This window comes from Streptomyces virginiae, assembly GCF_041432505.1.
Classification (GTDB): Bacteria; Actinomycetota; Actinomycetes; order Streptomycetales; family Streptomycetaceae; genus Streptomyces; species Streptomyces virginiae_A.
Map to the genome: position 1 here is coordinate 53838 of NZ_CP107872.1, position 22747 is coordinate 76584.

The 22747-nt window shown below is 74.2% G+C and carries 2 protein-coding genes; both read right to left on the reverse strand.

The genetic code is table 11. The annotated features are described in order from the left end of the window. The gene (locus tag OG624_RS41480; protein WP_331720990.1) at positions 1–14763 is read right to left on the reverse strand and encodes a non-ribosomal peptide synthetase; all 14763 of its coding nucleotides are present in this window, start codon (positions 14761–14763) and stop codon (positions 1–3) included. After that, positions 14760–22685, reverse strand: a complete 7926-nt coding sequence (locus tag OG624_RS41485; RefSeq protein WP_371640950.1) for an amino acid adenylation domain-containing protein — start codon at positions 22683–22685, stop codon at positions 14760–14762. The genes OG624_RS41480 and OG624_RS41485 overlap by 4 nt, the downstream gene beginning before the upstream one ends. Between the last annotated feature and the right edge of the window lie 62 nt (positions 22686–22747).

Here is a 22747-nt window from a genome sequence, read left to right on the forward strand (position 1 = left end):
TCATCGGGGCGTCGCGGCCTCCGGCCGGGGCGTCCGGGCGGCCAGGGTGCGGCCGATCACGGCGAGGGCGTCGGCCCGGGCGAGTCCGGCGTGGTCGGTGTCCAGGCGGTGCTCGTCGATGAGGCCGCCGATGTGCGGCTGCCACAGGTCGGCCGTCAGGGTCGGGTCGGTGCGGTCGCGGGTGGCCGCGAAGAACTCCAGGTCGCCGCCGAAGTGGCCGGGAACGAAGCCCTCCAGGAGGCGGGTGTTGTTGAGGAAGACGGCGACCATGCGGGTGACGGTGTCCTCGTCCAGGCCGGCCAGGGCGCTGCCGGACTCGCGCAGCAGGGACATGACCTCCGGGCGGCTGAGGGAGCCGTCGCCGAGTACGGTCCGGTCGACCTGGGCGGCGTTCAGCAGGATCGCCATGACCTCCTGTTCGCCCACCTGGTGCTCGCCGGAGCCGTAGGAGCCGGGGTAGCCGTCGAGGACGGCGAGCAGGGTCACCTCGGCGCCCCCGGCTTCCAGCCGCGACGCGACGGCGTGGGCGAGGAGTCCGCCGAAGGACCAACCGAGCAGCTGGTAGGGGCCGTTCGGGGCGGTCTTGCGGATCTGTTCCGCGTAGTCCTGCGCCATCTCGTCCAGGGTCGGCGGAAGCGGTTCGTCCTGGGCGAGTCCCCTGGCCTGGACGGCGTACACGGGCTGGTCGCGGTCGAGGTGGCGCAGCAGGCCGGAGTAGATCCAGCCGAATCCGCCGGCGGGGTGCAGGCAGAACAGCGGCGGCCGGGTGCCCTCGGCCCGCAGGGGGAGGATGACGCCCAGCGGGTCGGCCGTGGTCTGCGGGCCGTCGGTGCGGGCGGCGAGCGCCGCCACGGTCGGGGCCTCGAAGAGGGTGCGTACGGTCAGCTCGGTGCCGAGGACGGTGTTGATACGGCCCATCAGCCTGGTCGCCAGCATGGAGTGGCCGCCCAGTTCGAAGAAGCCGTCGTCGATGCCGACCCGTTCGAGGCCGAGCACCTCCGCGAAGAGGCCGCAGAGCAGTTCCTCGCGGGGGTCGCGGGGCAGCCGCCCGGTGCCGGGGCCGGCCCACTGCGGTGCGGGCAGGGCGTCCCGGTCGAGCTTCCCGTTGGGGGTCAGCGGGAGGGTGTCCAGCACCACGAACGCGGAGGGGACCATGTAGTCGGGCAGCCTGGCCTCCAGGTCGGCGCGGAGCCGGACCGGGTCGGGTGCGGCGGCGGGGTCGGCCGGCAGGACGTACGCCACCAGGGCGGTGCTGCCGGAGCGGTCGGCGCGGGCGACAACGGCGGCCCGGGCGACTTCCGGGTCCAGCGCGAGGGCGCTCTCCACCTCGCCGGGTTCGATCCGGAAGCCGCGGATCTTCACCTGGTCGTCGGAGCGGCCGAGGAACTCGATGACGCCGTCGGCGGTGTGGCGGGCCAGGTCGCCGGTGCGGTACATCCGGGAGCCCGTGTCGTCGAAGCGGTCGGCGAACGGGTCGGCGACGAAGCGCTCCGCGGTGCGTCCGGGCTCTCCCCAGTAGCCGCGGGCGAGGCCGGCGCCGGCGATGTACAGCTCGCCGGGGACTCCGGGGGGGACGGGCTGGAGCCGGGCATCCAGGACGTAGGCGCGGGTGTTGTCCAGCGGGCGGCCGATCGGCACGAGGTCCGGGACCCGGCCGGCGTCGGTGAACGCGTGCCAGGTGCAGCCGAGGGTGGTCTCGGTCGGGCCGTAGAGCACCTTGACCACGGTGCCCGGGCAGTGCTGCAGGACGCGTCGCACGGCGGTCGGCGGTACGACGTCGCCGCCGGTCCACACCTGGGGGACTCCGGCGAAGGCGTCCGGCGCCTCGTCGGCGACGACCCCGAAGAGGCCGGCCGTCAGGAGGAGGGAGGTGACGCCCTCGTCGGCCACGACCCGGCGCAGCACGGCCGCGTCCAGGTTGCCGGGCGGGGCGACGACGATCCGGCCGCCGGACAGCAGCGGGCTCCACAGTTCATAGGTGGAGATGTCGAAGGCGTACGGGGAGTGCATCAGAACCCGCGCGTCGGGGCCGGGCTCCCAGCAGCGGTCCAGGGCGAGGTCGACGGCGTCGCCGTGGGTGATGCCGATGCCCTTGGGGACGCCGGTGGAACCGGAGGTGAACATCACGTAGGCGAGCCGGTCGGGTGCGGCGGCGACGCCGGGGTCGTGGCCGGGCCAGACGCCGGCGGCGTCCGCGGTCTGCGCGTCGACGACCAGGCCGCGGGTGCCCGGGTCGGGCAGGCGGTCCAGCGAGGCGCGGTCGGTGAGCAGCAGGGGGGCGCAGGTCTGGGCGATCACCTGGCGCATCCGCTCGGCAGGGTGTCCGGTGTGCAGGGGGACGTAGACGCCGCCGGCCTTGAGCACCGCGAGGGTGGAGACCACCAGGTCGGCGGAGCGTTCCTGGAGGACGGCCACCGGTGTTTCCGGGCGGACGCCCTCGGCGATCAGCCGGTGCGCGAGCCGGTTGGCCCGGGTGTCGAGTTCGCGGTACGTCAGCTGCTCGGAGCCCGTTGCCACAGCGACGGCGTCCGGGGTGCGGGCGGCCTGCTCGGCGAAGAGGCCGGTCAGGGTCGCCGCAGAGCGGGCCGGCCGGTGGGCGGTGGCGTTCCAGCCGGTCACCGCGCGCTCGTGCTCGGCGTCGTCGAGGATCGGCAGGAGGCCGATCGGCCGGTCCGGTGCGGCGGCGGCGTGCGCCAGCAGCCGTACCAGGCGGTCGGCGAGCGCCTCGGCGGTGGCCGGGTCGAACAGGTCGGTGCGGTACTCCAGCATGGCGTCGATGCCGCCGGGGGTGCCGTCCTCGGCGTGCCGTTCGACCAGGTTGAAGGTGAGGTCGAACTTGGCGGCGCCGAGGTCGACCATCTCGGCGCGGACGCTCACGCCGGGGAGCGACAGGCCGCCCTCCGGGGTGTTCTGGAGCGCGAGGAGGACCTGGAACAGGGGGTGGTGGGCGAGCGACCGCTCCGGGCGGACGGCCTCCACGAGCCGTTCGAAGGGCAGGTCCTGGTGGGCGTAGGCGGCCAGGGCCGTCTTTCGGGCGCGGCCGATCAGATCGCGGAAGGTCGGGTCGCCGGAGGTGTCGGTGCGCAGGACCAGGGTGTTGATGAACAGTCCGACGAGGTCGTCGAGCGCGTCGTCGGTGCGTCCCGCGACCGGGGTGCCGATCGGGATGTCGGTGCCGGCGCCGACCCGGGTGAGCAGGGCGGCGAGGCCGGCTTGGAGCACCATGAAGAGGCTCGCGCCGTTCTGCCGGGCCAGGGCCAGCAGGTCCCGGTGGAGATCGGCGGGGAGGGTCCGCAGGATGGCTTCGCCCTGGTTGCCGGCGACGGCCGGGCGGGGCCGGTCGGCGGGCAGATCGAGCTGTTCCGGCAGCCCGGCCAGGGTCTGCTTCCAGTGGTCGCGCTGGCGGTGCAGCAGGTTGTCCGGGGCGTCCTCGTCGCCGAGCAGTTCGCGCTGCCACAGGGTGTAGTCGGCGTACTGGACCGGGAGGGCCTCCCAGTCGGGTGCGCCGCCGTCGAGCCGGGCCCGGTAGGCGCGGGTCAGGTCGCGGCCCAGCGGTGCGAGCGACCAGCCGTCGCCGGCGATGTGGTGCAGCAGCAGGAGCAGGACGTGCTCGTCCGGTGCGAGGGTGAACAGGGTCACGCGCAGCGGCAGTTCACGGGTGAGGTCGAAGCCGTGCCGTGCCGCCGCGGCGAGGTCGCCGGGGAGGTCCTGCTCGGTGGTGGCCCGTACCGCGAGGGCGGGGCGGGCGTCGTCCCCGGTGAGGACCCGCTGCCAGGGCGTGCCGTCGTGGTCGGGGAAGACGGTACGCAGGCTCTCGTGCCGGGCGGTGACGTCGGCGAGGGCGGCGCCGAGGGCGGCCTCGTCGAGCGGGCCGGTGAGGCGGACCGCAACCGGGAGGTTGTAGCTGGGGTCGGGGCCGCCGAGCCGGTTGAGGAACCACAGCCGGTTCTGTCCGAAGGACAGCGGGACGTGTTCGGGGCGGTCGGTGGCGCGGGGAGCGGGCCGCCGGCCACGGTCGCCCCGCTGAAGGACATCGGCGAGGGCCTCGACGGTGGGTGCCTCGAACAGGTCACGGACCGCGATCTCGGCACCCAGGACGGTACGGATCCGGCTGGTCAGCCGGGTCGCGAGCAACGAGTGCCCACCCAGGTCGAAGAAGTCCTCGTGGATGCCGACCTTCGACAGCCCCAGCACCTCCGCGAACAACGACGCCAGAATCTCCTGCTGCGGCGTGCGCGGCACACCGCGGCCCTCCACCGACCGGCCCGGCGCCGGCAGCGCCGCCCGGTCCAGCTTCCCGTTCGGCGTCAACGGCAACGCATCCAACACCACGAACGACGACGGCACCATGAAAGCCGGCAACACCCGACCCAGAGCCTCACGCAACACACCCGGATCCGGCACCGAACCCGGCACCGCAACCAGATAGGCCACCAGCCGCCGCTCCCCCGGCCGGTCCTCCCGCGCCAACACCACAGCCCGGGCCACCCCCGGCTGCGCCGCCAGCACACTCTCCACCTCACCCGGCTCGATCCGGAAACCCCGGACCTTCACCTGATGATCCGCACGGCCCGCGAACTCCAGCACACCCGACCCGGCCCACCGCGCCAGATCACCCGTGCGGTACATACGCGTCCCCGGCCCACCGAACGGATCGGCGACGAAACGCTCCGCCGTCAGCCCCGGACGATTCAGATAACCACGAGCCACACCCGCACCCGCGAGATACAACTCACCCACCACACCCGGCGGCACCGGACGCAAGAACCCGTCCAACACGTACAGCCGCGCATTGTCCACCGGACCACCGATCGGCACCCGCTCCGGCCACCCACCCGGATCGACCGGGAGGGTGTGGGTGGTGACAGCGTGGGTCTCGGCCGGGCCGTAGACGTTGTGCAGGCGTCGGCCGGGGAGCGTCCGGTACAGCTCTCGAACCTGTTCGCCGGCGGTGAGGGCCTCGCCGCCTTGGAAGATGTCGGTGAGGTCGGGCAGGGTACGGCCCTGTTCGGCGGCGGCCTCGGCGAGCGCCTCGACGACCAGGTTGGGTGCGAACAGCTCGTTGACCCGGTACTCCTCCAGCCACGCGGCGAGCGCGTCGGCGTCGCGCCGCACGGCGTCCGTCGGGACGACCAGGGTCTTGCCCATGACCAGCGGCGAGAGGATCTCCTGGACGGAGAAGTCGAAGCCGATGGCGGTGTACTGGGCGGTGCGCACGCCCGGGCCGCCCGGGAAGCGTGCGGAGTGCCAGGTCAGCAGGTTGGCCAGGCCCGCGTGGGGCATGACGACGGCCTTGGGGCGGCCGGTGGAGCCGGAGGTGTAGATGACGTACGCCGGGTGGGCCGGGGTCAGCGGCGCCGTCCGCTCGGCGTCGGTCAGGTCGCTCTCGGCGGGTTCACCGCCGAAGGTGTGGCCGTCGGACGGTCCGGTGCTGTCGGACGGGTCGAGGCGGTCGAGCCCCTCAGGCAGTCCGTCGCAGGCTCCGGGCACGGTGACGATGCACACCGGTGCCGCGTCGCCCAGCATCTGGGTGATCCGCGCGGCAGGGTATTCGGTGTCCACGGGCAGGTAGGCGGCGCCGGTCTTGAGAACGGCGAGCAGCGCGACGACGAGGTCGACGGAGCGGGGCAGGGCCAGGGCGACGATCTGCTCCGGTCCGGCGCCGCGGGCGACCAGGCGGCGGGCCAGGCGGTTGGCGCGGGCGTTCAGCTCGGCGTAGGTCAGCCGATCGCCCTCGTGCACCAGTGCCACACCATCCGGCGTATGCGCCACCTGGCGCTCAAGCATCGCCGGTATGCACTCATCGTTCTGCGCTCCGTTCGTCGTGTTCCAGTCCGTCAGCAGGCGTTGCCGCTCGGCCGGGTCGAGGATGTCGATGCCGCTCAGCGGGCGGTCCGGGTCGGCGGTGACCTGCTCCAGCAGGTGCAGCAGGCGCCGGGTGACGGCCTCGGCGGTGGACCGCTCGAAGAGGTCGGTGCTGAATTCGAGGGCTGCCTGGATCTCGGCGGGGCCGCCGTCGGCGCTGCGGTGCTCGACCATGCTCAGGTGCAGGTCGAACTTGGCGATGCCGACGCCGACCGGTGCCGGCGTCGCACGCAGTCCGGGCAGGTCGAGCTGTGCCTCGCCGTCGCTGAGGAAGGCCAGCATGACCTGGAACAGCGGGTGGCGGGCGAGGGAGCGCTCCGGGCGGAGCCGTTCGACGAGCTTCTCGAAGGGCAGGTCCTGGTGTGCGTAGGCGGCCAGGTCGCCCTCCCGGACCCGTTCGACGAGTTCGCGGAAGGTCGGGTCGCCGGAGGTGTCGGTGCGCAGGACCAGGGTGTTGACGAAGAACCCGACCAGATCGTCGAGGGCCTCGTCGGTGCGGCCGGCGATGGGGCTGCCGATCGGGATGTCGGTGCCGGCACCGTGCTTGGTGAGCAGCTCGGCGAAGGCGGCCTGGAGCACCATGAAGAGGCTGGCGCGAGTGTCGGCGGCGAGGGCGAGCAGCCGCCGGTGCAGTGCGGTGGGCACGGTGAACGGGACGTGGTCGCCGCGGTAGCTGATGACGGCCGGGCGGGGGTGGTCCAGCGGGAGTTCCAGCATCTCCGGCAGCTGGGCCAGTGCGCCGGTCCAGTGTTCGAGCTGGCGGGCGTACCGGCTGTCGGGGTCGTGTTCGTCGCCGAGCAGGTCGCGCTGCCACAGGGTGTAGTCCGCGTAGTGGACGGGCAGCGGCGCCTGGTCCGGGGCGCGACCCTCGACGCGGGCCGCGTAGGCCGTGGACAGGTCGCGGGCGAGGGGCCGCCACGACCAGCCGTCGCCGGCGATGTGGTGCAGCACCAGCAGCAGGACGTGCTCGTCCGGTGCCAGCCGGTACAGCGTGGCACGCAGCGGGAGTTCGGTGGCGAGGTCGAAGCCGATGCCGGCCTCGGCAGCCATCAGCGCGTCCGCGTCGGCCGCGGTGGTGTCCACCGTGCGCAGGGCGGGGCGGGCCCCGCCGGGCGGGAGGACCATCTGGTGCGGTACTCCGTCGGTCTCCGGGTAGAGGGTGCGCAGGGTCTCGTGGCGGGCGGTCACGTCGGCGAGCGCCTCGGCCAGCGCGGCGGCGTCGAGTTCGCCGGTCAGCCGCAGGCTCATCGGTATGTTGTAGGTCGCTCCCGGGCCTTCCAGGCGGTGCAGGAACCACAGCCGGTACTGGGCGAAGGACAGCGGCAGCGGGCCGGTCCGTTCCATGGGGCGCAGCGGCGGGCGGACGCCCTGGGCGTTGCCGAGCAGGGTGGCGAGGGCGGCGACGGTCGGCGCCTCGAAGAGGTCGCGTACGGCCAGTTCGGTGCCGAGGACGGCGCGGATCCGGCTGAGCAGCCGGGTGGCGAGGAGCGAGTGGCCGCCGAGTGCGAAGAAGTCCCGGTCGATGCCGACCTTGGGCAGGCCGAGGACCTCGGCGAACAGGGTGCTGAGGATCTCCTCGCGCTGGTTGCGCGGGGCCTGGCCGGCGGCGTCGGCGTCCCAGTCGGGGGCGGGCAGCGCGGCGCGGTCGAGCTTGCCGTTGGGGGTGAGCGGCAGGTCGTCGAGGACGACGAATGCGGCGGGGACCATGTGGGCGGGGAGGATCCGCTCGGCGTGGGCCCGTACCTCGGCGGCCAGTTCGCCGCCGCTGTGGGCGCGGCCGGGGTCGTTCGCCAGGGTGGCGAGCGGGGTGCCGGCCGGGGCGGTCGAGCGGTAGGGTGCGACGTCCCCTCCCGTCTCCGGCAGTTCCGGCAGTTCCGGCAGTTCCGGCAGTGTGAACACCACGTCGAGGGCTCCGTCGCGGCCGTCGGACCAGGTGACGGCGGTGCGGTAGCCGAGCCGTTCGCCGAGGGCGTGGAAGTCCTCGCAGTCCGGGAGGCCGGCGGGAGCCGGCTCGTCCAGCCGGGCGAGGGCGAGGGCTGCGCCATCGTCCTGGAGTGCCAGGCGGGCCCGGTTCTCCTGGGCGAGGCGAAGGTTGGGGACGGCGGTGACGCGCAGGCGCGCGGGCCGGCGCTGCTCCAGGAGCGTGGCGAGGGCGTCCGGGCCGGTGAGGTCGGCGTCCCAGTCGAGCGTCTCCTCCACGCCGGCGGGGACGGCGGCGGGGACGGCGGCGGGGACGGCGGTGCGGAGCACCACGTCGTAGCGGTGGCGGCTCATCTCATTGTGGTGGCGGCCGCGGCGGACCTCCAGGCCGACGCCCGTGACCGCGGGCGCGGCCGCGGCGAACACCGTGAAGAAGTCGGGGTCGAGCAGCAGCTCCGGCTCGTCGGCGGTGCTCTGGGCGACGGCCCGGCGGACGGCGCCGTCGTCGGCGAAGGCGCCGGCCCTGCGCAGTTCGACGGCGGTGCGGAAGGTCTCCAGCAGCCGGTGGTTGCGGACGTCGCCGATGTAGACCGAGCCGCCGGGGGCGAGGAGGTCCAGGACGCCGGTGAGAACGTCCGCCAAGTAGTCGGCGTTGGGGAAGTACTGCACGACGGAGTTGAGCACGATGGTGTCGAAGAACCCGCGGGGCAGGCCGTCGAGTACGTGTGCGGGCCGGGCTCGCAGTTCGACCTTCCCGGCGAGCCCGGGCAAGCGGTCGACCTGCCCGCGCAGGCGGGCCACCACGGCCGGGGAGATGTCGGTGCCCCAGTACGCCTCGCACTCGCCGGCCAGTGGCGCGAGGATCAGGCCCGAGCCGCAGCCGATCTCCAGGATCCGGCTCGGGCGCAGGGCGCGGATGCGGTCCACGCTGGCGTTGCGCCAGTCGGCCATCTCCGCGGCGGGGATGGCCGTGTTGGTGTAACTGCTGTTCCAGCCGTCGAAGTCGTCGCCGAAGGTGCCCGTCAGCTCACCGTAGTGCTCGTCGTAGGTCTCCTGCCAGCTGTCGAGCTGGCTCTGCTCGCGGCCCCGGTCGCGGCCGTCGGCCGGCGTGCCGGCCCCGGCGGGTACCAGGTAGGCGACCAGGCGACGGTCGTCCTCGTGCCGGGCGGCGATGACGGCGGCGCGTTCGACCGCCGGGTGGGTGGCGAGCGCGGCCTCGACTTCGCCGGGCTCGATCCGGAAGCCGCGGATCTTCACCTGGTGGTCGGTGCGGCCGGCGAACTCCAGCTCGCCGTCGGGGCGCCACCGCGCCAGGTCGCCGGTGCGGTACATGCGCGCGCCGGGCGTACCGAACGGGTCGGCGACGAACCGCTCCGCTGTCAGGCCGGGCCGGTTGCGGTAGCCGCGGGCCAGGCCGCCGCCGGCCAGGTACAGCTCACCGACCACTCCGGGCGGTACCGGCTGGAGCAGCGCGTCGAGAACGTACGCGCGGGCGTTGGGGACGGGCCGGCCGATCGGCGGTACGACGGCGCCGGTGAGGGGGGCGCTGATGGTGGTGCAGACCGCGGCCTCGGTGGGCCCGTAGGCGTTCGTCATCCGGCGGCCGGTGGACCAGCGTCCGACCTGGTCGGGGGAGGTCGCCTCGCCGGCGACGACGAGGTCCACGCCGGCCGGCAGGGCATCGTCGGCGAGGACCGCGAGGGCGGTGGGCGGGAGGGTGAGGAAGGTGGTGCCGGTCCGGGCGACGAGCTCGGCCAGCGCGGGGCCGGGCTGAAGCTGCTCGGCGGGTGCGACCACGAGGGTGGCGCCGGACAGCAGGGCGAGGGTGATCTCCCACAGGGCGGCGTCGAAGCTGATCGAGGCGAACTGCAGGACCCTGCTGCCGGGGCCGAGGCCGAACTCCTCGATCAGGGGGACGAGAACGGACGCCACGCTGCGGTGCGGGACGGGCACGCCCTTGGGCAGGCCGGTGGAGCCGGAGGTGTAGATGACGTAGGCGGGGTGCAGCGGGTGCAGGGGCGTGGTGCGCTCGGCGTCGGTGAGGTCGTGGCCGGGGACATCGTCGAGGCCGACCTGGTCGACCAGCAGCTGCGGTACGCCGCCGGGCAGGCCGGCCGCGACGGAGGTGTGGGTGAGGACGAGCGCGGGGGCGCCGTCCTGGAGCAGGTACGCGATCCGCTCGGCCGGGTAGGCGGGATCGACCGGCAGGTAGGCGGCGCCGGTCTTCAGCACGGCGAGGACGGAGACGATCAGGTCTGCGGAGCGGGGCAGCGACAGGGCCACCACCTGCTCCGGGCCGATGCCCTGTGCGCGGAGCAGCCGGGCGAGCCGGTTGGCCCGGGTGTTCAGGTCGGCGTAGCCGGTCTCGGTGCCCTCCTGGACCAGGGCGACGGCGTCGGGGTGCTCGGCGGCGCGGGCCTGGAACAGCTCCGGCCAGGTGGCGTCCGCGCCGGGGCGGGAGGTGTCGTTCCAGGTGTGGAGGATGCGGTGGCGTTCGGCCGGGTCGAGGATGCCCACCCGTCCGATCGGCTGGTCGGGGTCGGCGGCGACCGACGCCAGCAGGGCGGTGAGCCTGGCCCCGAGGGCCTCCACGGTGGCCTGCTCGAACAGGTCGGTGCTGAACTCCCAGTCGCCGCGCAGCGACCGGCGGCCGTCGGCGTGCCGTTCCTCGGCCACGGCCAGGGCCAGGTCGAACTTGGCGAATCCGACGCGGACCGGCTCGTGGACGACGTCGAGGCCGGGCAGCACGGGCTGTGCCGTGGGCATGCTCTGGAAGGCCAGCAGTACCTGGAACAGCGGGTTGCGGGCGAGCGAGCGCTGCGGGTTGAGAGTCTCGACGAGCTTCTCGAAGGGCAGGTCCTGGTGTGCGTATGCGGCCAGGTCGGTGGCGCGGGTGCGTGCCACGAGTTCGCGGAAGGTCGGATCGCCGGAGGTGTCGGTGCGCAGGACCAGGGTGTTGACGAAGAACCCGACCAGATCGTCGAGGGCCTCGTCGGTGCGGCCGGCGATGGGGCTGCCGATCGGGATGTCGGTGCCGGCACCGTGCTTGGTGAGCAGCGCGGCGAACGCGGCGTGCAGGACCATGAACAGGCTGGCGTCGCAGGACCTGGCCAGGGCGCTGAGCCGCTCGTGCAGCTCGGGCTCCAGGTGGAAGGGGACGGTGCGGCCGTGGTGGCCGGCGGCGGCCGGCCGGTTGTGGTCGGTGGGCAGTTCCAGTTGCTCGGGGGCGCCGGCCAGGGACCGGGCCCAGTGGTCGAGCTGGCGGGCGCCGAGGCTGTCGGGGTCGTCCGGCGAGCCGAGCATCTCCTGCTGCCAGAGGGTGTAGTCGGCGTACTGGACCGGGAGGGGCTCCCAGTCGGGGGCGGCGCCGTCCCGGCGGGCGGTGTAGGCGCGGGTGAGGTCGCGGGTGAGTGGTGCGAGCGACCAGCCGTCGCCGGCGATGTGGTGCAGCAGCAGGAGCAGGACGTGCTCGTCCGGTGCGAGGGTGAACAGGGAGACCCGCAGCGGCGGTTCGGAGGTGACGTCGAACTCGTGGCGGGCGGCCTCGGCCAGCATCTCGGCGAGTCCGGCCTCGTCGGCGGGGACGACGACGAGGCCGGGCTCGGCCTCGTGCGGTGCGAGGACGTGCTGGTAGGGCCGGCCGTCGGCGCTCGGGTAGACGGTGCGCAGGCTTTCGTGGCGGTGCGTCAGGTCGGTGAGGGCCTGTTGCAGCGCCGGTCGGTCCAGCTCGCCGCGCAGGCGCAGGGCGAGCGGGATGTTGTAGGTGGAGTTGGGTCCTTCCAGGCGGTCGAGGAACCACAGGCGCCGCTGGGCGAAGGACAGCGGGACGTGTTCGGGGCGGTCGGCGGCGCGCAGGGCGGGGCGGACCTCGCGGGCCTCTTCCAGGGTTTCGGCGAGGGCCTCGACGGTGGGTGCCTCGAACAGGTCACGGACCGCGATCTCGGCACCCAGGACGGTACGGATCCGGCTGGTCAGCCGGGTCGCGAGCAACGAGTGCCCACCCAGGTCGAAGAAGTCCTCGTGGATGCCGACCTTCGACAGCCCCAGCACCTCCGCGAACAACGACGCCAGAATCTCCTGCTGCGGCGTGCGCGGCACACCGCGGCCCTCCACCGACCGGCCCGGCGCCGGCAGCGCCGCCCGGTCCAGCTTCCCGTTCGGCGTCAACGGCAACGCATCCAACACCACGAACGACGACGGCACCATGAAAGCCGGCAACACCCGACCCAGAGCCTCACGCAACACACCCGGATCCGGCACCGAACCCGGCACCGCAACCAGATAGGCCACCAGCCGCCGCTCCCCCGGCCGGTCCTCCCGCGCCAACACCACAGCCCGGGCCACCCCCGGCTGCGCCGCCAGCACACTCTCCACCTCACCCGGCTCGATCCGGAAACCCCGGACCTTCACCTGATGATCCGCACGGCCCGCGAACTCCAGCACACCCGACCCGGCCCACCGCGCCAGATCACCCGTGCGGTACATACGCGTCCCCGGCCCACCGAACGGATCGGCGACGAAACGCTCCGCCGTCAGCCCCGGACGATTCAGATAACCACGAGCCACACCCGCACCCGCGAGATACAACTCACCCACCACACCCGGCGGCACCGGACGCAAGAACCCGTCCAACACGTACAGCCGCGCATTGTCCACCGGACCACCGATCGGCACCCGCTCCGGCCACCCACCCGGATCGACCGGGAGTTCGATGCCGGTCATCACGTGGGTCTCGGCGGGGCCGTAGTGGTTGTGCAGGCGCCGGCCGGGCAGGGCCGCGCAGAAGTCGCGGACGCGCGGGCCGGCGGTGAGCGCCTCGCCGGCCTGGGCGATGTGCCGCAGGTCGGGCAGGGTACGGCCCTGTTCGGCGGCGGCCTCGGCGAGCGCCTCGACGACCAGGTTGGGCGCGTACAGCTCGTTGACCCGGTACTCCTCCAGCCACGCGGCGAACGCGTCGGCGTCCCGGCGCACCGCGTCGGTGGGGACGGCGAGGGTGGCGCCGTACAGCAGGGTGGAGAGGATCTCCTGGGCGGCCACGTCGAAGCTGAGCGAGGCGAACTGCGCGACGGTGGTGCCGGCGCCTGCGGGGATCTCCCGGCGGTGCCAGGCGAGCAGGTTGACGACTGCGGCGCCGGGCATGACGACGGCCTTGGGGCGGCCGGTGGAGCCGGAGGTGTAGATGACGTACGCCGGGTGGGCCGGGGTCAGCGGCGCCGTGCGCTCGGCGTCGGTCAGGTTCCCGTCGGGGATGCCGGAGAGGTCTTCGTCGACGTCGTCCTCGGTGAGGACCAGGGCCGGACGGGCGTCCTCCAGCATGGCGGCGATCCGGTCGGACGGGTACTCGGGGTCGATGGGCAGGTAGGCGGCACCGGTCTTGAGCACGGCCAGCACGGCGACGTACAGGTCGACGGAGCGGGGCAGGCGCAGCGCGACGGTCCGCTCCGGTCCGGCGCCGCGGGCGGCCAGCCGGCGGGCGAGCCGGTTGGCGCGGGCGTTCAGGTCGGCGTAGTCGACGGTGCGGCCCTCGAAGGTGAGGGCAGTGGCCCGCGGGGTCCGGGCGGCCTGCTCCTCGAACAGCTCGGGCAGGGTGCGGTCGGACACGGCGCGGCCGGTCGCGTTCCAGCCTTCGACGACCTGGTGGTGTTCGGCGTCGGAGAGCAGTCCGAGCCTGCCCACCGGGCGGTCGGGGTCGGCGGCGAAGCCGGTGAGGAGCCGCTCCAGCCGCTCCAGCAGGGTGCGGGCGCCGGCGGCGTCCAGCGCGTCGGCGCGGTGGTCGAGGCGGAAGCGGATCCGCTCGCCCGGGATGGCGAGCAGGGTCAGGGCGAAGTGGGTGGCGTCGCCGACCTGGAAGTCGGCCAGCCGCAGGCCGCGGCTCTCGGCGCGCAGGACGGTCGGGTCCAGCGGATAGTTCTCGAACACGACTGCGGAGTCGAAGAGTTCGCCGTGGCCGGCGGTCCGCTGGATCTCGGCGAGCGACATGTGCCGGTGGTCGATGAGCGAGGCCTGTTCGCGCTGGACCCGGGCGAGCAGGTCGGCGAACGGCTCGGCGGGGCGCAGTGCCACGCGGACCGGCAGGGTGTTGATGAACATGCCGATGGTGGAATCGATGCCGGGGATCTCCGGCGGGCGGTTGGCCATGGTCGCGCCGAGGACCACGTCGTCGCGGCCCAGCAGGTGGCCGACCAGAACCGCCCAGGCGCCCTGCACGACCGTGTTCAGGGTCAGGCCGCGGGAGCGGGCGGCGGCGGCCAGCGCGGCCGACGCGGGGGCGTCCAGCTCGTACCAGAGCTGGCCGGGCAGCTCCGAGGGGGCGGTGGTGTCCCTGCCGGTCCGGCCGGACCGGCCGACCAGGGTCGGGGCTTCCAGGCCCGCCAGGTAGCCGCGCCACGCCTCGCGGGCGGCGTCCTGGTCACGTCCGGCCAGCCAGGCCAGGTAGGTGCGGTACGGGGGTGCGGCGGGCATGCCGCGGTCGTCGCCGCCGCGTTCGTACAGCTGGAACAGCTCGCGCACCATCAGCGGCATCGACCAGCCGTCCATCAGGAGGTGGTGGGTGGTCAGCACGAGGGTGTGGTGGTTGGGGCCGAGCGCGGCCAGGCCCAGGCGCAGCAGCGGCGGCCGGGCGGGGTCGAAGCGACGGGCGCGGTCCTCGGCGACGAACCGGGCGAGCGCCTCCTCGCGGGCGGCCGGGTCGAGGGCGGTGAGGTCGAGCTCCTGCCATTCGGGGTCGACGTGGTGCGGCACGAACTGGACGGGCTGGTCCATGTCCTGCTGCCAGAAGCCGGCCCGCAGGTTGGGGTGGCGGCGCAGCAAGCCCTGGACGGCGGCCCGCAGGCCGTCCGTGTCGAGCGGGCCGCGCAGTTCGAGGACCATCTGGACGTTGTAGACGTCCACTCCGTCCGGGTCGTACTGGACCTGGAACAGGAGCCCCTCCTGAAGCGGCGACAACGGCAGGAAGTCGGCGAGGCCGTTCTGGATCATCGGGCAACCTTCCACATGGCTTCGAGTCGGTCGATCTGGGCCTGGTTCAGGGAGACCAGGGAGAAGTCGGACGGGGTGTGCCCGCCGGCGTCGGGGCGCTCGGCGTGGGCGGTGAGGGCTTCGAGGGCGCGGAACCAGCCCTGTCCGAGGTCGCGTACGGAGCCCTCGTCGAGCAGGTGCTGCGGCCAACTCCAGGTGGCGGTCAGGCGGGGGCCGCCCGGGCCGTCCAGAGTGAGGGCGTTCAGCTCGACGCCGTGGGCCATCGGCAGTCGGGGGTCGGTGCCCTCACCGAGGGATTCGGCGTCGGGGGTGACGGTCCATTCGGCGTCCGGCCCTTCCGGCTCCTGGAAGCGGCCCAGGTAGTTGAAGCCGATGTCGGGCGTCGGCAGTGCGGCCAGGAGCGGCGCGGTCTCGGCGTTCAGGTGGCGCAGGAGGCCATGGCCGAGGCCGCCGTCGGGAAGTTCCCGCAGCTGTTCCTTGACCCGTTTGACAGCCTGTCCGGCCGCGGGGCCGCCGGACAGGGCGTCGCGGCGATCGAGCGGGCCGACGTCGAGGCGTACGGGGTAGAGGCTGGTGAACCAGCCGACGGTACGGGACAGATCGGCGCCGCTGTCGCCCGGTTCGCGGCCGTGGCCCTCCAGGTCGAGCAGGACGGCTGACGCGTCGCCGAGACCGCGGCGGGCCCGCCAATCGGCGACGGCCAGCGCGAAGGCGGTGAGCAGGACGTCGTCGACCTTGGCGTGGAACGTGGCGGGCACGGTGGTGAGCAGGGGTTCGGTGGCGGCCGCCGGGAGGGTCAGGGTGAGGCTGCGTGCGGTGGCGGAGGTGTCCCGGGCGGGGTCGAGCGGCCGGTCGGTGACGGGTAGGGCGGGCGCGGCCAGGCGGCCGGTCCACAGGTCGAGTTCGGCGCGGCGGGCGGGACGGGCGGCCTCGGCGGCCAGGTGCCGGGCCCAGCTGCGGAAGGAGGTGCCGGCGGGCGCCGGGCGCGGGGCGGTGTCCCCGGTCGCTGCCTGCCAGGCGGCCTCCAGGTCGGGCAGCAGGATGCGCCAGGACACGCCGTCGACCACCAGGTGGTGGAGGGTGAGCAGCAGGCGTCCGGACCGGTTCTGGCCGGCGTCGAACCAGACGGCCTGTCCCATCACGCCCGACCAGGGGTCGAGCCGGCTGCGTGCGGCGGCCGCCTCGGTGGTGATCAGGGTGCGCAGTGCGTCGTCGGTGTGGCCGGCGGTGTCGACCCTGCGGGCCCAGGCTTCGGCGCTGCCGCCGCCGGGCGGTTCGATGCGCAGCCGCCAACCGCTGTCCGGGTCGGAGGACAGGACCGCGCGCAGCATGTCGTGCTGGTCGGCGAGGGCGCGCAGGGCGGTGGCCAGGCGCTGCTCGCCGAGCCCGGCCGGCACCCGGACGAGCAGGGACTGGCTGAACGCCTCGACGGGGCCGCCGCGTTCGCGCAGCCAGTGCATGACCGGGGTGAGCGGTACCTCGCCCCAGGCCCGGTCGTCCGCCGGTGCGGTGCCGGGGGCCGGTCCGCTGTCGGCCGCGGCGGTGGCGACGCCGGCCAGGGCGGCGACGGTCTTGTGCTCGAAGACCTGGGCGGGCGAGAGCAGCAGGCCGGACCGGCGGGCGCGGCCGACCAGCTGGATCGCCATGATGCTGTCGCCGCCCAGGTCGAAGAAGCTGTCGTGGGTACCGACCTGCTCCAGGCCGAGGACGCCGGCGAACAGGCCGGCGAGCAGTTCCTCGCGGGGGCCGGCAGGGGCCCGGTGGTCGCCTGCGGGGGCGAACTCGGGGACGGGCAGCTGCCGGCGGTCGAGCTTGCCGTTGGGGGTCAGGGGCAGCCGGTCCAGCAGCACGACGGCGGCCGGGACCATGTAGTCGGGCAGGGACGCGGCGACGTGCCGGCGCAGTTCGCCGGCGTCGGCCGCGGCTGCCGCGGCGGGCACCACGTAGGCGGTGACCCGCTTGTCGCCGGGGCGGTCCTCGCGTACGAGTACGGCGCTCTGCGCGACGGTGGGGTGGCGGCCGATGACGGACTCGATCTCGCCGAGTTCGATGCGGAAGCCGCGGACCTTGACCTGGTGGTCGGCGCGGCCGAGGAACTCCAGGATGCCGTCGGCGCGGCGGCGCACCAGGTCGCCGGTGCGGTACATGCGTGCGCCGGGCGTACCGGACGGGTCGGCCACGAACCGTTCGGCGGTGGCGTCGGGGCGGCCGAGGTAGCCGCGGGCGAGACGGGCGCCGCCGATGTAGAGCTCGCCGGTGACTCCCGGCGGCACGGGGCGAAGCCGCTGGTCGAGGACGTGGCAGGTGGTGTTGTCGAGGGGGCTGCCGATCGGGACGGTGGTCTCCTCGGTCCACGGGGCGCGCATGAAGTGGTGGGTGGAGAAGGTCGTGGTCTCGGTCGGGCCGTAGCCGTCGACGACCAGCGTGTCCGGGGAGGCGGCCAGGACCCGGGTGACGGCAGCGGGCGAGACCACGTCACCTCCGGTCCACACCTCGCGCACGCCGCGGAAGCATTCGGGGCTCTCCTCGGCGAGCAGGTTGAACAGCCCGGAGGTGAGCCACATGCCGGTGACCCGTCCGCGCGTGAGGGCCTCGCGGAGAGCGGCGGTGTCGAGGTCCCCGGGCGGGGCGACCACGACGGTCCCGCCGGACAGCAGCGGCACCCACAGCTCGTACTGGGAGGTGTCGAACGAGTACGGGGAGTGCAGCAGTACCCGCTGCTGGTTGCCGGTGCGCCAGCAGCGGTCGGCGGCGAGCACGGCGACGTCCCGGTGGGTGATGGCGACGCCCTTGGGCGTGCCGGTGGAGCCGGAGGTGTACATCACGTACGCCAGCCGGTCGGGGTGGCCCGGGACGACCGCGGCGGGGGCGGGCGCCGACGCGGGCGCGGGATCGTCCACGACGACCACCTCGGCCTGCCCGGCCCATGCGTGGCAGCGGTGCCTTTCGTGTGCGGCCCGGTCGGTCAGCAGGACCCGGGCCCCGGCCATGGTCATGATCTGACTCATCCGGGAGGCCGGGTTCCGGTGGTTGAGCGGGACGTAGAAGCCGCCTGCCCGCAGTACGGCCAAGAGGGACACCACCAGGTCCGCGGAACGTTCCTGGAGCACGGCGACGGGGCACTCCGGGCCGATGCCCAGGGCGGTGAGCCGGGCGGCGAGGGCGCCGGCCCGGGCGTCGAGCTGGGCGTAGGTCAGCTCGGTGTCGCCGGCCACCAGGGCCGTCGCGTCGGGGGTGCGGCGCGCCTGGGCGGTGAACAGCTCGGCGAGACCGGTGTCCGGGACCGGGGCGGCGGTGTCGTTCCACCGGCGCAGCATGGCCCGCTCGGCGTCATCGACCAGGTCGAACCGGCTGATCGGCAGTTCGGGGCCGGCGGCGACGGCCTCCAGCAGGGCCAGCAGCCGGCGGGCGACGGCCTGCGCGGTCGCGGGGTCGAACAGGTCGAGGTCGAACTCGAGGTCGCCGTGGATGCCGTCGGGGGCACCCGCGTCGTCGCGGTGCTCGACCAGGTTGAAGGTGAGGTCGAACTTGGCGACGCCGAAGTCGACCGGTTCGCGACGCACGACGAGTCCGGCCAGCCGCGGCCGGGCCTCGGACTCCTGGTACGAGAGCACCACCTGGAAAAGCGGGTGCCGGGCGGCGGAGCGGGCCGGCTGAAGGCGCTCCACCACGCGGTCGAAGGGCACGTCCTGGTGGGTGTAGGCGGCCAGCGCGGTGGTGCGTACGCGAGTGAGGAGTTCGGCGAAGGCCGGGTCGCCGGAGGTGTCGGCGCGGACCACGACGGGGTTGACGAAGAAGCCGACGAGCCCGTCGAGGGCCTCCTCGTCCCGGCCGGCGGTGGGGCAGCCGATGGGGACGTCGGTGCCGGCGCCGAGCCTGGTGAGCAGTGCGGCCAGGGCGGCTTGGAGGACCATGTGGACGGTGGCGCCGCCGGTGCGGGCGAGCCCGTCGAGCTGCGCGTGCAGCGCGGGGCCGATGGTCAGCGGCACCGAGCCGCCGCGGTGCCGGGCGACCGGCGGGCGGGGGCGGTCGTAGGGGAGCTGGAGCTGGTCGGGCAGGCCGGCCAGCGCGTGGTGCCAGTGGTCGAGCTGGCGGGCGCCCAGGGAGGCCGGCTCGCTCTCGTCGCCGAGCAGTTCGCGCTGCCAGAGCGCGAAGTCCCGGTAGGTGACGGGCAGCGGCTCCGGGCGGGGTGCCGTGCCCTTGGAGCGGGCGTCGTAGGCGGCGGCGAGGTCGCCGAAGAGCGGGCGCAGCGACCAGCCGTCCCCGGCGATGTGGTGCAGAACCAGCAGCAGGACGTGCTCGCCGGGGGCCAGGGTGAACAGGTGGGCGCGCAGCGGGATCTGCGTGTCGAGGTCGAACGGTTCGCGCGCGGCCGAGGTGAGGGCCTGCGCCAGATCCGATTCGGCCACCTCGGTCTCGGTCAGCCACGGCGGGACGTCGTCGAGCGGCAGCACCCGGGGCAGCGGGCCGTCCGGTCCGGCCGGGCAGATGGTGCGCAGGGTGTCGTGGCGGCCGATCAGGTCGCCGAGGGCGGCTTGCATCGCGCCGCGGTCCAGTGCGCCGGTGAGCCGCAACGCAAGCGGCATGTTGTACGTCGGGGCGCGGCCCTCGACCTCGCGTATCACCCACATGCGCTGCTGGGCGGGCGAGAGGACGGCCGGTCCGTCCGGGTCGCCGGCGGGCCGCAGTCGCGGGCGGGCGGTGTCGGCGCCCCGGGCGAGCCGGGCGAGGCCGGCGGGGGTGGGCCGGGCGAAGAGGTCTTCGATGGTCAGCTCGACGCCGAGCTCGCTGCGGGCTGCGGACAGCAGCCGGTTGGCGATCACCGAGTGCCCGCCGAGTGCGAAGAAGTCGCTCCGCGGTCCGACTTCGTGCACGCCCAGGATGCGTGCGAACAGGCGGCACAGCAGTTCTTCCAGCGGCCCGGCGGCGGCTGCCTGCGTGGCCCACGACGCGGCCTCGGCGGGGCCGGGGGCGGGCAGGGCGGCACGGTCGAGCTTGCCGTTGACGGTGAGCGGGATCGCGTCGAGCGGGGTGAACGAGGCCGGCAGCTGGTGGGCGGGCAGTACGGCGGCGAGCTCGCGGCGCCAGGCGGCCGGGTCGGCCGGGACGCCGTCGGCCGGGACGGCGTACGCCGCGAGCCGCCGGTCGCCCGGGGTGTCCTCGCGGGCGGTCACCGCGGCGTGGGCCACCGACGGCAGTGCGGCGAGCGCCGCCTCGATCTCGCCGAGTTCGATGCGGAACCCGCGGATCTTCACCTGGTGGTCGGCGCGGCCGACGTACTCCAGGGTGCCGTCGGCGCGGCGGCGGACCAGGTCGCCGGTGCGGTACATGCGTGCGCCGGTGTCGCCGGCGGGCGCGAAGGGGTCGGCGACGAACCGCTCGGCGGTGAGGGCGGGGAGTCCGAGGTAGCCGCGGGCGAGGCCGGGGCCCGCGACGTACAGCTCGCCGGTGACGCCGGGCGGCGCGGGGCGTAGCGCTCCGTCCAGCACGTGGACGCGGAGGTCGGCGAGGGGTGCGCCCACGGAGCCGGGGGCGCCGTCCGGTCCGTCGAGGGCGGTGTGGGTGACGTGCACGGTGGTCTCGGTGATCCCGTACATGTTGGACAGCGACGCAGTGTGGCCGTGGCGCTCGTACCAGCCCTCCAGCCGGGGCGCGTCCAGGGCCTCACCGCCGAAGACGACGTGCCGCAGGGCGGGCAGGGCAGTGGGCCGCGGCCGCTCCCGGTCGGCCTCGATCAGCTGGTAGAACGCGGACGGTGTCTGGTTGAGCACCGTGACCCGCTGCTCGGCCAGCAGGTCGAGGAAGGCTCCGGGGGAACGGCTGGTGGAGTACGGGACGACGACCAGGCGGCCGCCGTGCAGCAGCGGGCCCCAGATCTCCCACACGGAGAAGTCGAAGGCGTAGGAATGGAACAGCGTCCACACGTCCGACGGGCCGAAGCCGAAGTGCTGCTGTGCGGCGGTGAACAGCCGCACCACGTTGTGGTGGGTGACGACCACGCCCTTGGGCCGGCCGGTGGAGCCGGAGGTGTAGATGACGTAGGCCGGGTGGCGGGGGTCGTGCTTCGTGCGCGGGGCGGTGTCGGGCAGGCCGGCCTGCGGCTCGTCGTCAAGGAGGACCAGGGCCGTGCGGTCGGGGGCGACGACCCGGGTGGCGGCCGTCGCGACGATCACGGACGGGCCGGCGTCGGCCAGCATGGACGCCAGCCGCTCGGCCGGGTAGTCCGGGTCCAACGGCAGGTAGGCGGCGCCGGTCTTGACCACCGCGAGCAGGGCGACGACCAGGTCGGCGGAGCGGGGCAGGGCGAGCGCGACGGTACGCTCGGGGCCGGCGCCGCGGGCCGTGAGCAGGTGGGCGAGGCGGTTGGCCCTGGCGTCGAGTTCGCGGTAGGTGAGCTGCCGGTGGCCGTCGACGACGGCGACGGCCTGCGGGGTTCGGGCGGCCTGCGCCTCGAACAGGGCGGGCAGCGTGGTGGGACGGTCCGGGGTGGACGGCTCGTGGGCGGACGGCTCGTCGGTGGACGGCTCGTCGGTGGACGGCTCGGGCACGAACGCCTCGCCGGCGGCCTGCACGTGCTCGCCCGGGGCGAGGACGTCCAGCCGGCCGCCGGGCAGCGCGGGGTCGGCGGTGGCGAAGGAATGCAGCAGGGCGGTGAAGCGGGCCAGGTGGGCGGCGACCTCCTCCTCACGGTGGCGCAGGGCGTCGGCTTCGACATCGATCCGCAGGCCGGCGCCGCCGGGACGCTCGTACACCGAGAACTTGAGGTCCTCGACGGGGCCGGTCGACACCGGGTGGACCTGCGCCTCGATGCCTTCGAAGTCCAGGCCGTGGTCGAACGGCATGATGTTGGCGACGATCGAGTGCAGGGGGCGGTCCTGCGCCAGCAGCCCCAGTTCGCGGCGGAGTTCGGCGTACGGGTAGCCCTGGTGCAGCAGCACCTCGGCGACCCGGTCGCGGACCTCGGTGACCAGGCCGGTGAGGTCGGTGTCGGGCCGGGCGGGCACCCGCAGCGGCGGCACGTTGGTGAGCATGGCGGGGGTGCGGCGGGCTCTGCTCGAGCGCCGGTTGGTGACCGGGAGCCCCAGTACGGCCTCCCCGGCGCCGGTCAGGCGCCGGGTGTAGAGGGCGACGGCGGCCAGAGCGGCCACCTGCCAGCCGGTCTGCGCGGTGCGGGCGAGCGCGTCGAGGCCCTCCTGGACGGCCGCGGGCAGGAACACCGTGCGGCGCAGCGGCACGGCACCGCCCTCGGCAGCCGCCGGGGCGTCGCCCCGGGCGACGGGACCGGTGCCCAGGGTGGGTGCCTCCGGGCGGTCAGCCCAGGAGGTGAGCCAGTACGCGCGGTCGCGGGCGTGGCCGCGCGAAGCACGGTAAGCACTCTCGGCGTCGACCAGGGCGGCGAGGTCGTCGGCCTCGGCCGGCGTGCCCGCGCCGTTGTAGGCGTCGGCGACGCGCCGGGCCACCAGGCGCAGCCCGTAGCCGTCGAGCAGCAGGTGGTGGACTTGCTGGAACCAGCGGTGGCGGCCGGGGCCGAGGGTGAACAGGACCTGGTCGAACAGCGGTCCTTCGCCGTCGACCGCCATCGGGGCGGCCAGCTGCCGGCGGATCAGGTCGTCGGCGGCGGCCTCGGGGTCGGGTTCGGCGCTGACGTCGACGTGGCGCAGCTCCCAGGCCGACTCGTCCGCGGGGACGACCCGCTGGCGCACTTCGCCGTCGGCGCGGGTGTGGAAGCGCAGGCGCAGGGACTCGGTGGCCTCGACCGCGGCGCGCACGGCAGCGGTGAACCGCCCGGCGTCCAGCGGGCCCGTCAGCTCGACGTACTCGCCGGTGTTGAACGCCGTGTTGTGCGGGTCCCTGGCCTGGGCGAACCAGACACCGAGCTGTGCATCGGTGAGGGCCATGGACGCGACCTTGGCACCACTCATCTCTTCCCCTCCTGTCGAGCCGGCCGCCGCGGCCCGACGGGCCGGGGGCAGGCGCAGCCGAC

What these genes read in the sequence shown, in the direction of transcription:
- OG624_RS41480 (WP_331720990.1), bottom strand. Translation starts at nt 14,763, where the DNA reads ATGATCCAGAACGGCCTCGCCGACTTCCTGCCGTTGTCGCCGCTTCAG.
- OG624_RS41485 (WP_371640950.1), bottom strand. Translation starts at nt 22,685, where the DNA reads ATGAGTGGTGCCAAGGTCGCGTCCATGGCCCTCACCGATGCACAGCTC.